This is a genomic window from Kocuria cellulosilytica, from assembly GCF_040981245.1.
Lineage (GTDB): Bacteria > Actinomycetota > Actinomycetes > Actinomycetales > Micrococcaceae > Kocuria > Kocuria cellulosilytica.
The window spans coordinates 89,962-105,243 of the sequence record NZ_JAVFWZ010000006.1 but is presented as its reverse complement, the minus strand read 5'-3'; the positions used below and the strand labels follow the sequence as shown (position 1 = coordinate 105,243).

The window sequence follows — 15,282 nt, the reverse complement described above, 5'->3', positions numbered from 1 at the left end:
TGCCACTATGTGACACGGGCCGCCGCTCCTCCCCGTGACGGCGCCGGCCCCGCGGGGACGACGACGTCCCGCACCCGCCCGATCCGCCCGGACCGGCGTGCGAGCGACCCCACGAGACCGGACCACCCTTCCCAGGAGGACCCGACATGACCGCTGCCCTGTCCACTTCCGCCCCCGAGAGCGAGGGTCCGCCCGGCGCCGCGACGCGACCGAAGGTCAACCGTGCCGTCTTCGCCGGCTCCGGTGTGAGCATCGTCCTGTTCTCCCTGTGGGCGATCCTGGCCCCCGAGCAGGCCGCCACGGTGATCGGCGCCGTGGTCGGCTGGATCGCCACCAACATGGGCTGGTTCTACGTGCTCACGGCCGCCGTGGTGACCGCGTTCGTGGTGATCGTCGCGGTCTCCCGCGAGGGCACCATCAAGATGGGCCCGGACCACTCGAAGCCGCAGTACAACCTGTTCACCTGGACCGCGATGCTCTTCGCGGCCGGGATCGGCATCGACCTGCTGTTCTTCTCCGTGGCCGAGCCGGTCACCCAGTACTACGGCCCGCCCACCGGGGAGGGCGGAAGCCTCGAGGCGACCCGCATGGCCGTGGTGTGGACGCTGTTCCACTACGGCGTGATCGGCTGGGCGATGTACGCCCTGATGGGCATGGCCTTCGGCTACTTCGCCTACCGCTGGAACATGCCCCTGAGCATCCGCTCGGCCCTCTATCCCCTGATCGGCAAGCGGGTGCACGGCCGGGCCGGGGACGCCGTGGACATCGCCGCGCTGCTGGGCACGATCTTCGGCGTGGCCACCTCCCTGGGCATCGGCGTGGTCCAGCTCAACTACGGCCTGTTCCTGCTGTTCGGCATCGAGGAGGGCGTCGCCGCGCAGACCGCGCTGATCGCGGTGGCCGTGGTCATGGCCACCGCCTCGTGCGTCTCGGGCGTGGACAAGGGCATCCGGCGGCTCTCCGAGCTCAACGTCCTGATGGCCGTGGCCCTCGTGGCGTGGGTGCTGATCGCCGGGCGCACCTCCTTCCTGCTCGACGCCACCGTGCAGAACCTGGGCGACTACGTGGCGGAGCTGCCCGGGATGGCCCTCGACACCTTCGCCTACACCGGCGCGGCCGAGTGGATGGCCGGCTGGACCCTGTTCTTCTGGGCCTGGTGGATCGCCTGGGCGCCGTTCGTGGGCCTGTTCCTGGCGCGCATCTCCCGCGGCCGCACCCTGCGCGAGTTCGTGGTCGCGACCCTCACCGTGCCGTTCGTGTTCATCCTCATCCTCGTCTCGGTCTTCGGCAACAGCGCCCTGGAGATCGTCACCGGCGGCGACGACGCCTTCGGGCAGGCCGCCATGAACACCCCCGAGCGGGCCTTCTACTCCCTGCTCGAGCAGTACCCGGGCGCCCCGCTGCTCATCGGGCTGGCGACCCTGTCCGGGCTGCTGTTCTACGTCACCAGCGCGGACTCCGGGGCGCTCGTGATGTCCACGTTCACCTCGACCATCCAGGACCCCACCCAGGACGGACCCAAGTGGCTGCGCGTGTTCTGGGCCGCCGCGACCGGCCTGCTGACCCTGGCGATGCTGCTCGTCGGCGGCGTGGCCACTCTGCAGGCGGCCACGCTGATCATCGGCCTGCCGTTCTCGGTCGTGATGTACCTCGTGATGATCGGGTTCTGGAAGGCCCTGCGCGCCGAACGCTCCCAGCGCGAGGGCCGCTCCGCCACCCGCCGCTCCGTGACCGCCTCCCGGACCCCTGGCCCGGACAGCCAGTGGCGGCGCCGGCTGACCCGCATCGGCTCCTTCCCGGGCCCGCGGGCGGTCCGCCGCTACGAGGAGCACGTGCTGGCCCCGGCCCTGGCCGAGGTCGTCGAGGAGTTCTGCGCCCAGGGCCACGCCGCCGAACTGTCCAGCTCGGAGGTCGGCTACCAGGGGCTGTCCGAGTACACGCTGACCGTGCCCATGGGCGACGACCGGAGCTTCTGCTACCAGATCTACCCGGTGGCGACCCCGGTGCCCGCCTTCGGCGGGTTCCGCACCAACCCCGACTCGGACCTCTACTACCGCCTGGAGGTCTTCAACGAGACCGGCTCCCAGGGCACCGACGTCATGGACTGGAACCGGGAGCAGCTCATCAACGACGTCCTCGACAACTGGGAGGCCCACCTGGCCTTCCTGAGCATCCACGACGGCCCGTCCATGATCCAGGACGGCGCCGAGGGCCACCCCGACTGGTCCACCGACATCCACGACGTGCCGACGGGGCAGACCCCCGCGGTGACGAAGGAGGCACACCCGTGACCGACACCCTGTTCATCGACGGACGCTGGCAGCCCGCCGCCGCCGGCGGCACCCGCACCATCGTCTGCCCCGCCGACGGCACCGAGGTCGGCGTGGTCTCCGAGGCCCGCGCCGAGGACACCGAGCGCGCGATCGCCGCGGCCCGCCGGGCCTTCGACGACGGCCGCTGGTCCTCCGTGCCCGCCCCGCGGCGCGGCGACCTGCTGCTGGCGGTGGCCGACCGGCTGCGCGAGCGCAAGGACGAGTTCGCCCGCGCCGAGTCCCTGGACACCGGCAAGCGCCTGGTCGAGTCCGGGATCGACATGGACGACATCGCCGCGTGCTTCGACTGGTTCGGCAAGAACGCCGCCGAGCAGGCCGGGCGCGTGGTCGACGCCGGGGACCCGGCCGTGGTCTCCAAGGTCGTCACCGAGCCCGTGGGCGTGTGCGGGATGATCACCCCCTGGAACTACCCGCTGCTGCAGGCCGCCTGGAAGATCGCCCCGGCCATCGCGGCCGGCTGCACGTTCGTGCTCAAGCCCGCCGAGCTGACCCCGCACACGGCGGTCCTCATGATGGACGTCCTCCAGGAGGTGGGGCTGCCCGACGGGGTGGCCAACCTCGTGACCGGCGCCGGCGCCGAGGCCGGGGCGCCGCTGGCGAGCCACCCCGACGTGGACCTCGTCTCCTTCACCGGCGGAGTGGTCACCGGCCGGTCGATCGCCGCCGCGGCCGCGCCGACCGTGAAGAAGGTCGCCCTCGAGCTGGGCGGGAAGAACCCCAACGTGGTCTTCGCCGACGCCGACTTCGACGCCGCCGTGGACAACGCCCTCAACGGCGCGTTCGTGCACTCCGGGCAGGTCTGCTCCGCCGGGGCGCGGCTGGTGGTCGAGGAGTCGATCGCCGAGCGCTTCGTCGACGAGCTCGTCCGCCGGGCCGAGCAGATCCGCCTCGGCGGCCCGTTCGACGAGCAGGCCGAGACCGGGGCGATCATCTCGGCCGCGCAGCGCGAGAAGGTGCACGCCTACGTGCAGCGCGCCCGCGAGCAGGGCGCCCGGATCCGCACCGGTGGCACCTACTCGACCGGGGCCTCCGCCGACGGGACGCTGGACCTGGCGCAGGGCTTCTTCTACCCGCCCACCGTGATCGACCGCTGCACCCGCGAGATGGACTGCGTGCACGACGAGGCCTTCGGCCCCACCGTCACGGTCGAGGCCTTCCGCACCGAGGACGAGGCCGTGGAGATCGGCAACGACACGATCTACGGCCTCGCCGGCGCGGTGTGGACCCAGGACGCCGGGCGGGCCCAGCGCGTGGCCGGGCGGCTGCGCCACGGCACGATCTGGATCAACGACTTCCACCCCTACCTGCCGCAGGCGGAGTGGGGCGGGATGAAGCAGTCGGGCACCGGCCGCGAGCTCGGCCCCACCGGCCTGGGCGAGTACCAGGAGCTCAAGCACGTCTACCAGAACACCGCCCCGGCCGTGACCGGCTGGTTCGCCCAGCACTGAGCCGGGCCCACCGGCGCCGTCGTCGTCCCCCGGATCCGCGGGGACGACGACGGCGTGGGCCCACGGACCCTCGTTCCCCGAATTCCCCGCCAGGAGAGACCATGACCGTTCCCAGCACCACCCCCGCCCCCGAGACCCCGCAGGAGTTCGACTACGTGGTGGTCGGCGGCGGCTCCGCCGGAGCCGTCGTCGCCGCCCGGCTGTCCGAGGACCCGGCCGTGACGGTCGGGCTCATCGAGGCCGGCCCGCACGACGCGGGCATCGACGAGGTGCTCACCCTCAGCCGCTGGATGGAGCTGCTCGAGTCCGGCTACGACTGGGACTACGCGCTCGAGGAGCAGGAGAACGGCAACTCCTTCATGCGCATGGCCCGCGCCAAGGTCCTCGGCGGCTGCTCCTCGCACAACTCGTGCATCGCGTTCTGGGCCCCGGCCGAGGACCTCGACGAGTGGGAGCAGGTCCACGGCGCCGAGGGCTGGAACGCCGAGACCGCCTTCCGCCTCTACCGGAAGCTCGAGACCAACGACGCCGACGGCGCCCACCACGGCCACGACGGACCCGTGCACCTCATGCAGGTCCCGGACGACGACCCCTGCGGCGTCGCCCTGCTCGAGGCCTGCGAGCAGGCGGGGATCCCGCGCACCCCGTTCAACACCGGCGAGACCGTGGTCAACGGCGCGAACTTCTTCCAGCTCAACCGCAGGCCCGACGGCACCCGGGCCTCCGCGTCCGTGTCCTACCTGCACCCGGCCGCCGACCGGGGGAACCTCACGGTCCTGCACTCGACCCAGGCCAGGCGCGTGGTCGTCGAGGGCGGCCGGGCCGTGGGCGTGGAGGTCGTCGACAACGCCTTCGGCACGGCCCGCACCGTGCGCGCCCGCCGCGAGGTCGTCGTCTCCGCGGGGGCGATCGACACCCCCAAGCTGCTGATGCTCTCCGGGATCGGCCCCGCCGGGCACCTGCGCGAGGTCGGCGTGGACGTGCTCGTGGACTCCCCCGGCGTCGGCGAGCACCTGCAGGACCACCCCGAGGGCGTGATCCAGTGGGAGGCGAAGAAGCCCATGGTCACCGAGTCCACCCAGTGGTGGGAGGCCGGGATCTTCACGCGGGTGGACCCGGGCACCGACCGGCCGGACCTGATGATGCACTACGGCTCGGTCAACTTCGACATGCACACCTACCGGCAGGGCTACCCCACCGCCGACAACGTCTTCTGCCTCACCCCCAACGTCACCCACGCCCGCTCCCGCGGCACCGTGCGGCTGCGCTCGCGCGACTTCCGGGACAAGCCGAAGGTCGACCCCCGGTACTTCACCGACCCCGAGGGCTACGACATGCGGATCATGACCGCCGGCATCCGCAGGGCCCGCGAGATCGTCGCGCAGTCGGCGCTGTCCGAGTGGGCGGGCACGGAGCTGTTCCCGGGGAAGGACGTGCAGACCGACGAGGAGATCGCCGACTACGTCCGGCGCACCCACAACACCGTCTACCACCCGGCCGGGTCCTGCCGGATGGGCCCGGCCGAGGACGCGATGTCCCCGCTCGATCCGCAGCTGCGGGTCAAGGGCGTGACGGGACTGCGCGTGGCCGACGCCTCGGTGATGCCGGAGCTGACCACGGTCAACCCCAACATCACCGTCTACATGATCGGGGAGCGCGCGGCGGAGCTCATCGCCGCGGACGCCGGCGCGGAGCTGATCGCCGCGGAGGCCGGCGCCTGAGCGTCCGTCCCGCGGAGCAGGACGGCGACGGGCCCCGGGTCGGACGACCCGGGGCCCGTCGCCGTTCCCGGCCGGGAGCCGCTCAGCTCATCAGCTTGTCCACCAGGACCTGGGCGAACTCTGGCGTGACGTCCCCGTAGTTGAGCGAGAAGTCCTCGTCCACCTTGGCCGGCAGCAACCCCGAGCACAGGACGGCGGCGCGGGCGTAGAGCCCGGCCAGCTCCGCGCCGATGGGCACGGACAGCAGCTCCAGCTCGGGGTCGTAGGAGACGATCGGCACCCCGGCCTGCCGGGCCGCGAAGTGCTTGCCGATGCCCGAGGCCACGAACCGGGCGTGGCCGGACTCGACGTCCGCCGGGGTGCGGAACGCGTACCGGGTCCGGTGGTGGTGGTTGATCCGGTACAGCCCCGGCCGGTTCCGGTCCTCGGTGTGCTCCCACGTGGCGTCCTCGGGGGCGAAGCGCTCGGCCACCCCGTTGTACTGCATCTCCGCGCGCCGCAGCCGCTCCTCGACCTCCGACAGCGGGGGCAGGGTCTCCAGCATCGCGGGCCCGGCGTCGAAGACGACGTCGCACAGCCCCACCGGCAGCGCCTCCTGCAGCGTGCCGAGGTCCACGTCCTGCAGCAGGGTGGTCCCGTGGTCCTCGGGGGAGAGCACCACCACGGACGCCTCCTGCGCCGCCGCCGCCTCCGCGACCACGGCCTCCTTCTCCGGGGTCCAGCCGCCGGTGAGCAGCACGGAGCCGTCCACCAGCTGGGTGAGGGAGGGACCGCAGACCTGCCAGCGCCGCACGATCCAGTGCTCGTCGCGGACCACCTCGAGGAAGCCGAGGGCCTGCAGGTGGCCCACGAACCACTCCTCGAAGCGCTCGGAGTCCTCGAGCTGGCGGGCCACGATCGACAGGCTCGAGCGCTTGCCGCCGCCCAGGAACGTCAGGGCGTCCCGGAACGGCGCCCAGGACGTCGGGTACTCCCCCTCGTCCGGGCCGATGAAGCGCAGCGCCTCCACGGAGCCGGTGGAGGTGAGCGCGGAGGGCTTCGTGAGCCGGCCCGGATAGCGCTTCTGCAGCCCGCACTGGGCGCACTGCCCGAAGATCCACGGCGCCTTCGCCTTGGGCTCCATCGCGGGCAGCACGATGCGGTGCCGGCCGGTGGCCAGGCAGGAGCGCCCCTCCGGCTCGGGCAGCGCGTTGCTGCGCTCGAGCAGCAGCTGCCCCTCGGAGGAGTGCCAGCCGGGGGCACCGGGGACCTCGTGGTCCCCGGCCGCCTCCCGCGCCGGCAGGTTGTCGAAGGCGCCCTGCACGTACCGCTCGGGCAGCTCCGCCACGACGCCCGCCGTGACGGGCCACAGGGGCTCCTCCTCGACGTGCACCACCTCGCCCTCGTAGCCGAGGGAGCGCTGGGTCAGGTGGAAGGAGGAGTCCCGGAGCTTGAACTCGCGGCGCTGCCGGACCGTGCGGCCCGCCTTGAGGACCAGGGTGTAGTCGTTGGGCTTGAGGGTCCGGTCCGCCCGCGCCATCGGCGTGCCGTGCAGCGAGATCTGGAACGGCGGCACGCGCCCCTCCACGAGCTTCGCCTTCTCCAGCTTGAACGAGTGCGGGTTGCGCCACTCGCACTCCACGGTCAGGGGCGCGTCCGTGTCCGAGGTGATGGTCACCTGCGGGGGGCGCAGCGCGGACCAGCGCACCACGCTCCCGGGGATCCGCAGGCCCCCCGAGAGGGTGATCGCGGGGACCAGCCGGGGCACCAGGCCGGAGAAGTTGTCGTTGGCGGTGAGCTCCGGGTTGCCCGCGCGCAGCACCTGCACGTCGTCGAACATCACCCAGCCCTCGGCCAGGCCGTGCGTGCCGGCCTCGACGAAGCGGTAGTCCGGGGAGGCGGAGTCGTCGAGGATGCGCTTGATCTGGGCGATCCACTCGGGCTCGTCCCGGACCATGATCCGGCACGGCCAGGCCGCGGGGATGTGGTCCACGGAGATGAAGGTGTCCGAGAAGCCGTCCTTGGCGAAGATGACCACCGGGCGCGGGTTGCGCTCGAAGCGCACGTCCCCGGCGCTCAGCTGCAGGGTCCCGCCCAGCAGCGACCCCGGGTCCATCCGCGCGGTGTAGGCGGAGACCCCGAGGAAGGCGTCCCCGATGAAGGACAGGAACACGGTGCGCGGCCCCGCCGTGGTCTCGAGCTCCACCTCCCGGCCGGAGAGGAAGCGCTTGGGCACCACGAAGCCGAGCTCGAACACGGGGTTGCCCACGTAGTCGGTGCTGTCCGTGAGGGACAGGGAGCACGACTTGACCGCGCTGCGGCCCGGGCCCCGGCCGCCGGCGCGGACCTCGGCGCGGGCCTGCTCCCGGGACTGCTCCCAGACCGCGAGCTCCGCGAGGGCGATCTCGAGGCCGGGCTCACGGGTCAGCGGGTTCGCCCAGACCTGCTTCATGGCCTTGGACGCCTTGGTCTCGGCCATGTCCAGCCAGAAGTCGAGGTAGACGCCCAGCTCCGCGGCGGACAGGCCCTGGGCGGTGGTCATCCCCAGGTCCTCGAACATGCGGTGCAGCTGGCGCCGCTCGGCCTCGCCGAACATCGTCTGGGACAGCGCGAGCCCGACCGGCCGCTGGTTCACCGCGTACGCCGTGGGCAGGCCGATCTCCCCGTTGCGCAGCTCGAGCCAGTAGCGCAGCGCGTCCCAGTACGCCTCGGTGTCCTTCTTGAAGGACGACTCGAGGGCCTTGGCGTTCTCCGGCCCGGCCTGCAGCAGCACGGTCAGGGGCAGGAAGAAGGTGGAGACGGACTTGTTGCCCGTCCGCGCCGCCAGGGTCGACATGTGCCGCCCGGCGAGGGCGAACAGCGCCAGCAGGGCGACGACGGGCGGCGGCGGGATCTCCGCGATGGAGTCCAGGCTGCGGCGGGTGGCGCGGTACCACTGGCCGTTGAGCCGGTTGAACACGTCGAACACCGAGCGCCGCCCGTCCTCGGTCACCAGCAGCGGCGTCACCGAGTCCGCGAGCGCCCGCAGGGTCGAGGGCCCGTCGAGGCCGCGCTCCTCGCCGATCGCGGCGAGCGTCTTGTCGTCGAGGTCGAGGTAGATCAGCTCCCCCGCCCGCTCCGGGCCGAAGAAGGCCGCGCAGACGGCGTCGTTCCAGCGGAGGTAGGCGAGCTCCTCGGCACTGTCGGCAATGGCATGGTCTCCGAGGCGGAGCCCAGCAGTGTCGGGCACGAGTCCTCCGTCCGCGGCCGCACGTGGGGCCGCTGTCGATAGTTCGAGGGGTCGCCTCGATTATAGATAGCCCGCGGGAGGGCTCCGCACACGCGGCAGCCGGTGCCCCGGCCCGATACGGTGGGACGATGCACTCCCCTCCCGGCCCCCTCGTGGACTCCCGGCGGCTCGTCGCCGCCTCCGGGCCCGCCGTCTTCCGCCGCGGCCAGGAGTACTTCCGCACCGGGCGCGTGCGCACCGTCCGGTGGTCCCCGGGCGCCGAGGGGGCCGGTGTCCTCGCCGCCGAGGTGGAGGGCTCCGGGGCGGTGTACTCGGTGACCGTGCACGTGGGGGCCGGGGGCGCACCCGGGCCCGCGTGGTGCACCTGCCCGGCCGGGGGCTTCTGCAAGCACGCCGTCGCCGCGGTGCTGCGCCACAACTTCGAGACCGCGGTCCGCGCCCACCAGCAGGGCGGCACCGCCGCGCCGTCGTCCCCGGCGGGCGCCGCGCCCCGGGAGGGGCGCGCGTCCGCGCGGCGGGGGAACACCCCCGACTGGAAGGACGCCCTGACCGAGATCCTGGGCGGGACGGACCCCGTGGAGCCGCCCCCCGAGGAGCCGGAGGGGGTGGCCCTGGAGTTCGACCTGCGCCGGGAGCCGTACCGGTACGTGCACGGCACGGGACGCGCGGGCTCGCCGTGGCACCTGTACGTCCGCCCGGTGCGCCGGGGCCGGCGCGGCGGGTGGATCAAGGGCGGGCTGGACTGGGAGACCGTGACCGCGGACGCCGGCCGGTGGTCGCTGAGCCCCGAGCAGGTCGACTGGTTCGACGAGCTCCGGGCGCTCAGCGCCACCCGCTCCCCCTGGGCGGTGCACGACCGGCACTGGATCCGGCTCGACTCCTACGCCTCCCCGCTGCTGTGGGGCATCCTCGCCCGGGCGGAGGCCGCCGGGATCTCCCTGGTCGGCCGGGAGCACGGGCTGCCCGTGGCGCTCGAGGAGCCGGGACGCTTCCACGTGGACGTGCTGCGCGGCCCCGGCGAGGACCTCGAGCTGCGGCCCACGGTGGACAGCGGCGGCCGCCGGATCGCCCTGGACACCGCCCGGATCATCGGCGATCCCGGGCACGGGCTGTTCTCCCCGGACGGCGACCCGCAGGCCGTCGCCGACACCGAGGACCTCAACGTCCTGCCCCTGCGCCTCGTGCCCCTCGCCACCCGGCTCACCCGCGAGCAGCGGCGGTTCCTGGACACGGCGGGCGGGCTGCGGATCCCCGAGGACGAGGTCGAGGAGTTCTTCGACCGCTACTTCCCGCGGCTGCACCGCAGCATGGACGTGGCCACCGGGGACGGGTCCATCGAGCTGCCGCAGGTCGCGGACCCCGAGCTGGTGCTCACCCTGGAGCACCAGGAGCTCACGATCCGCGCCCGCTGGGAGTGGGAGTACCAGAAGGGCCGGGAGCGGATCCTGCTGCCGTTCCGCCCCGAGGACCCGCTCGCCGACGAGCCCGTGCACCGGGAGTCCTCCTGGGAGACGGCGGTCACCGCCGCGGTCCGGCACCGGGCGCCCGGCGTGGACTTCCGCCGCTCGAGCTACGTGGCGCAGGACGCCCTGGTGCTCGTGCGCGAGTGGCTGCCCGCCCTCGAGAAGGTCCCGGACCTGCGGATCGAGCACACCGGCGGGCGCCGGGCCTACCAGCAGATCGCCGAGCCGCCCACCATCACCGTCAGCACCGCCGCCACGGAGCGCCGCGACTGGTTCGACCTCGGGGTCACCGTCAAGGTGGGCGAGTTCTACATCTCCTTCGCCGACGTCTTCCGCGCCCTCGACCTCGGCCAGGACGTGATGCTGGCTCCGGACGGGTCCTGGTTCTCCCTGGAGCGCCCCGAGTTCGACCGGCTGCGCGAGCTCATCGCCGAGGCACGCTCGCTGCAGGAGAGCCCCGAGGGGCCCCTGCGGATCCACCGGCACCAGGCCGGGCTGTGGCAGGACCTCGAGGACGTCGCCACGGACACGGAGCAGGCCGAGGCCTGGCGGAAGGGCGTGCGCTCCCTGCTCGAGCTCGGGGCCGTCGGGGCGCCCCCCGTGCCCGCGACGCTGCACGCCGAGCTGCGCCCGTACCAGCGCGAGGGCTACTCGTGGCTGAGCGTGCTGTGGGACCACGGCCTGGGCGGGATCCTCGCCGACGACATGGGCCTCGGCAAGACCGTGCAGGCGATCGCCCTGATCTGCCGCGCCGTCGAGCAGGACCCGGACCTGCCGCCGTTCCTCGTGGTCGCCCCGACCTCCGTGGTGCCCAACTGGACGGCGGAGATCCGGCGCTTCGCCCCGTCCCTGCCGGTCGTGGGCGTGACCGACACGCAGGCGAAGGCCGGCACCGCGCTCGCGGACTCCGCCGGCGGCGCCCGCGTGGTGGTGACCTCCTACACCCTGCTGCGCCTGGACGAGGCCGCCTACCGGGGGATCTCCTGGGCGGGGGTGCTGCTCGACGAGGCGCAGTTCGTGAAGAACCCCCGGACCAAGGCGCACCGGGCCGTGAAGGACCTCGACGCCCCGTTCAAGCTGGCGATCACGGGCACCCCCCTCGAGAACAGCCTCGTGGAGCTGTGGGCGCTGCTGTCCCTCACCGCGCCCGGCCTGTTCCCGTCCCGGCGGAGGTTCACGGAGACCTACCAGCGCCCCATCGAGCGCGGGCAGGACGCCGCGGCGCTCGCCCGGCTGCGCCGCCGCGTCAAGCCGCTCATGCTCCGCCGCACCAAGGAGTCCGTGGACCTCGAGCTGCCGCCCAAGCTCGAGCAGACCATCGAGGTGGAGCTCTCCCCCGCGCACCGCAGGATCTACGACACGCGCCTGCAGCGGGAGCGGCAGAAGGTCCTGGGCCTGCTGCGCGACCTCGACCGCAACCGGTTCACCATCTTCCAGTCCCTGACCACCCTGCGGCTGCTCAGCCTCGACGCGTCCCTCGTGGACCCCGCGGCCGACGTCTCCTCGAGCAAGCTCGACCTGCTCTTCGAGCACCTGCCCGAGATCGTGGCGGAGGGCCACCGGCCCCTGGTGTTCAGCCAGTTCACCAGCTTCCTCAAGAAGGCCGCGGCCCGCCTGGACGAGCTGCGCATCCCCTACGCCTATCTCGACGGCTCGACGACGGACCGGGCGCGGGTGCTCGAGCGGTTCACGTCCGGCGAGGTCCCCGTGTTCCTGGTGAGCCTCAAGGCGGGCGGCTTCGGGCTCAACCTCACCCAGGCCGACTACTGCTTCCTCCTGGACCCGTGGTGGAACCCGGCCACCGAGGAGCAGGCCGTGGACCGGACCCACCGCATCGGCCAGCAGAAGAAGGTGATGGTCTACCGGCTCGTGGCCCGGGACACGATCGAGGAGAAGGTCATGGCGCTCAAGGAGCGCAAGGCCAGGCTGTTCACGGCCGTGCTGGACGACGACAGGATGTTCTCCAGCGCCCTCACGGCCGAGGACATCCGGGGCCTGCTCACCCCCTGACCTGCGGCTGCGTCGGCGGAGGGGGTGCGGGCCCGTCACATTCCCCCGCACGAGCGGGAAGCGGCGGGCAGGCACTAGCATCGGAGGTGCGCGGTATCGTGCGGCCGCGGCCGCACGACGGCGCAGCCCCCTCGGCCCGGGCGCCTTCCCCGGGCCGGTCCGACCACTCGACCGGAGGACCCTCCATGCCTCACGCCGTGGCGGGACTCGCAGCCTTCGTGCAGCGCTACGGCTCGCTGATCCACGCGATGGCCGACCGCGGGATGACCCGCGGCCAGGTGCGCATGCGCTTCCAGCTGCTGTTCCCGGAGGAGCCGACCGCCCTGCTGGACGCGGCGATCGCGCACCTCGGGCAGCGCTTCCCGCAGGACGCCGCCGCCCCCGAGATCAACGACGGCGCCGTCGGCGCCGGCGTCTGGCTGGTCATGGCCCAGCACCTCGGACTGCCCCCGGCCCCCGACTACGCGGCGCTGAACCTGAGCACGGACCTGGTCCGCGACGTCACCGGGCTCCTCGCGGTCTCCGACGCCGACGGCTCCCTCACCCGGCGGACCCTCGGCCTGATCGGTGCCGCCCAGCAGCACTGCGCCCGGGAGACCGCCTGCCGTCCGCTCAGCGCGCACAGCTACGAGATCGCGCGGCTGGGGCTGTGCACGGACTCCGAGTTCCTGTGCACGCTCGCCCACCACTGGCCCGTGCCCGACCGCACCGTGGCCCAGCGCCTGGGCGGCGGCCGCTGGGACGTGGCGCTCGAGCGGATCGGGCTGCGGGCCGGCGCCGAGCCCGCGCTCGAGCGCGCCTTCACGGAGGAGGAGTACGCGACCGCCGTCACGGCGTTCCTCTCCCACTGCCGCAGCACCGGCCACCACCCGACCACGGCCCGCTACGGCCGGTGGGTGGTCGAGCAGGAGGCGCACAGCACCCGCAGGCCCTACTTCGACGGCGTCCGCCGGTTCTTCGGCTCGTGGGAGGAGGCCATGCGCTTCGCCTCCGCCCGCCAGCCCGCCGGGGAGCCCGCAGGGGACGGCTTCGCCGACACGAGGACCTGGTCCGACCTGGCCACCCCGGAGGCCCAGGAGATGCTCGGCCGCGCCGGCATCGGCGTGGTCCTCCCGGACGAGACCACCCCGGTGGCCGGCGAGGACGTCTGGGAGGACCTGCGCCGGCTCATCGCCACCGTGCTCGCCCGGCTGCCCTGGAACGACTTCCTCGTCGTGGAGTACGAGCGCTGCGACGACCGGTCGGAGGCGCCCGTCGCGTGGGCCGGGGTCGGCCCGCACGGCGTGGAGTGCGCCGTGCTCTCGGGCGGACAGCTCACGAACGCGGCCTGGCCCGTGGACGCCACCTTCTTCCACGAGGACGAGTGGAACGAGCCCGCGGGCTGGGACCAGCCGTGGACCACCGCCCCGCTGGGCTTCCCGGAGGCGGCGCAGAAGCTCGTCGAGGGCCTGCGCTTCGGCTGGGGCTGCGCCGATCCGTACCGCTTCCACTGGGGCGTGGGGTCCTTCCCCGCGGAGACCCGCGACGAGGCCGACGTCATCGCCCCCGACCGCCGGCAGTGGCGCACGCCGGCGGCGCCGGACACCGTCGACTCCTGACGCCCGCCGGAGCACTCATATGCTGTGCTCGGGGAATCATGCAGGACTGATATTTATCTGCCGCGGAACGAGGTCCTAGGCTGGCACGGTCCGCCGTTCCACCACTGCGCGTTCTGTCACCCGGGAGCACTCCATGAGCCGCCACGTGTCGAGCACCACCCCGGTCGCCGTGCACTCCGGCCGCGGACTCCGGCGGGACTGGTCCGCGTCGGCGGTCCTCGCGGGCCTCGTGGCCGTGGTCGTCTCCTACTCGGGGCCCGTGCTCGTGGTCCTCGAGGCCGCGCGGGCGGGCGGGCTCAGCCCGGAGCTCACCTCCTCCTGGTTGTGGGCCATCTCGGTCGGCTCGGGCCTCACGTGCGCGCTCATGAGCGTGTGGACCCGCCAGCCCGTGATGGTGGCGTGGTCCATCCCGGGGGCGGCGCTGCTGATCACCTCGCTCGGCAACTACTCCTTCTCCGACGCCGTGGGCGCCTACGTCGTCACCGGCGTCCTGGGCCTGCTCCTGGGCGTGACCGGGCTGATCGGCCGGATCCTGGCCGCGGTGCCCAAGCCCATCACCGCCGCCGTCCTGGCGGGCGTCCTGTTCCCCTTCTCCATCAAGGTGGCCGCGGCCGTCGTCGAGAACCCGTGGGTGGCGGGCGCCCTGGTCCTCGGCTACCTCCTGGGCCGCCGGTTCTTCCCCCGCTACGCGGTGTTCGCCGCGCTGGCGCTGGGCGTGCTCGCGGCGCTCGTCCGGGGACGGATCGAACCCGTGGTCCTGGACCTCTCCCTCACCGAGCCGGTGCTGACGCTGCCCACGTTCTCGTGGGACGCGATCGCCGGGATCAGCATCCCGCTGCTGATCGTGACCGCGGCCGGGCAGAACGCCCCGGGCCTGGCCATGATGCACACGGCCGGCTACGCCGCCCGGGACCGCCTGCTGCTCGGCGCCTCGGGCGTCGCGTCGGTCGCCTTCGCGCCCTTCGGCAGCCACGCCCTGAACCTCGCGGCCGTGACCGCGGGCATCGCCACCAGTCCCGAGTCCCACCCGGACATCGCCCGGCGCTACGTGGCCGGCGTCTCGTGCGGGTTCTTCTACGTCCTCTTCGGCCTGTTCGCGGACACCATCGTGGCCGCGTTCTCGGCGATCCCCCCGGGGATGATCACCGCCCTCGCCGGCGTGGCCCTGCTGGGCGCGCTGCAGGGCTCCTTCTTCGACAGCATGCACCCCGGCCGGCACCAGCCGGCGGTCATCGAGGCGGCGCTCATCACCCTGGTGGTCACGGTCTCCGGGATCGCGCCCTACGGCATCGTCTCCCCGTTCTGGGGCATGCTCGCGGGCATCGCGGCGTACGCGATCCTGCGCCGCCCCGCGGCGGCCGGCTCCCGCTGAGCGGTCCGCACGGCGCCGGTCCCGAGTTCCGGAGGCGCCCCCGCGGGTCTACACTCGTCGGGTAGCGAAGGGGAGCCGCTCCCGGGTGCCCGCCGCCCGTCGGCCCGCCGCCGTCCCGGGCCCGACGAC

The 15,282-nt window shown here is 73.1% G+C and carries 7 protein-coding genes; 6 read left to right on the top strand and 1 reads right to left on the bottom strand.

The window, feature by feature from the left end:
• The first annotated feature begins 146 nt into the window (after positions 1-146).
• The 3 genes from betT (at position 147) to RCG67_RS10715 (ending at position 5,502) form a co-directional block, all read left to right on the top strand.
• Positions 147-2,291 carry a choline BCCT transporter BetT gene (gene betT / locus RCG67_RS10725; RefSeq protein ID WP_368826147.1) on the top strand — a complete coding sequence of 715 codons (2,145 nt, stop codon included), beginning with the start codon at positions 147-149 and terminating at the stop codon, positions 2,289-2,291.
• A complete protein-coding gene (locus RCG67_RS10720) occupies positions 2,288-3,781 on the top strand; it encodes an aldehyde dehydrogenase family protein (protein WP_368826146.1) in 1,494 nt (497 codons plus the stop codon). The genes betT and RCG67_RS10720 overlap by 4 nt, the downstream gene beginning before the upstream one ends.
• Positions 3,782-3,882: 101 nt before the next feature.
• Positions 3,883-5,502, top strand: coding sequence for a GMC family oxidoreductase (locus tag RCG67_RS10715; protein ID WP_368826144.1), 1,620 nt, complete (start codon positions 3,883-3,885; stop codon positions 5,500-5,502).
• Between the two features lie 82 nt (positions 5,503-5,584).
• Here RCG67_RS10715 and RCG67_RS10710 read toward each other — a convergent pair whose 3' ends face one another.
• Positions 5,585-8,710, bottom strand: a complete 3,126-nt coding sequence (locus tag RCG67_RS10710; RefSeq protein ID WP_368826143.1) for a hypothetical protein — start codon at positions 8,708-8,710, stop codon at positions 5,585-5,587.
• A gap of 128 nt (positions 8,711-8,838) precedes the next feature.
• Between RCG67_RS10710 and RCG67_RS10705 the strand changes: the two genes are divergently transcribed.
• The 3 genes from RCG67_RS10705 to RCG67_RS10695 all read left to right on the top strand — a co-directional run bounded on the left by RCG67_RS10705 (position 8,839) and on the right by RCG67_RS10695 (position 15,153).
• Positions 8,839-12,183, top strand: coding sequence for a DEAD/DEAH box helicase (locus RCG67_RS10705; protein ID WP_368826141.1), 3,345 nt, complete (start codon positions 8,839-8,841; stop codon positions 12,181-12,183).
• Between the two features lie 185 nt (positions 12,184-12,368).
• Positions 12,369-13,781: a TY-Chap domain-containing protein gene (locus tag RCG67_RS10700; RefSeq protein WP_368826140.1), complete on the top strand. Its 1,413-nt coding sequence runs from the start codon at positions 12,369-12,371 to the stop codon at positions 13,779-13,781.
• A 133-nt stretch (positions 13,782-13,914) separates the two neighbouring features.
• Entirely contained in the window at positions 13,915-15,153 is a 1,239-nt protein-coding gene (locus RCG67_RS10695) for a benzoate/H(+) symporter BenE family transporter (protein WP_368826138.1), read from the top strand.
• The last annotated feature ends 129 nt before the right edge of the window (positions 15,154-15,282 follow it).

What these genes read in the sequence shown, in the direction of transcription:
- betT (WP_368826147.1), top strand. Translation starts at nt 147, where the DNA reads ATGACCGCTGCCCTGTCCACTTCCGCCCCCGAGAGCGAGGGTCCGCCC.
- RCG67_RS10715 (WP_368826144.1), top strand. Translation starts at nt 3,883, where the DNA reads ATGACCGTTCCCAGCACCACCCCCGCCCCCGAGACCCCGCAGGAGTTC.
- RCG67_RS10705 (WP_368826141.1), top strand. Translation starts at nt 8,839, where the DNA reads ATGCACTCCCCTCCCGGCCCCCTCGTGGACTCCCGGCGGCTCGTCGCC.
- RCG67_RS10700 (WP_368826140.1), top strand. Translation starts at nt 12,369, where the DNA reads ATGCCTCACGCCGTGGCGGGACTCGCAGCCTTCGTGCAGCGCTACGGC.
- RCG67_RS10695 (WP_368826138.1), top strand. Translation starts at nt 13,915, where the DNA reads ATGAGCCGCCACGTGTCGAGCACCACCCCGGTCGCCGTGCACTCCGGC.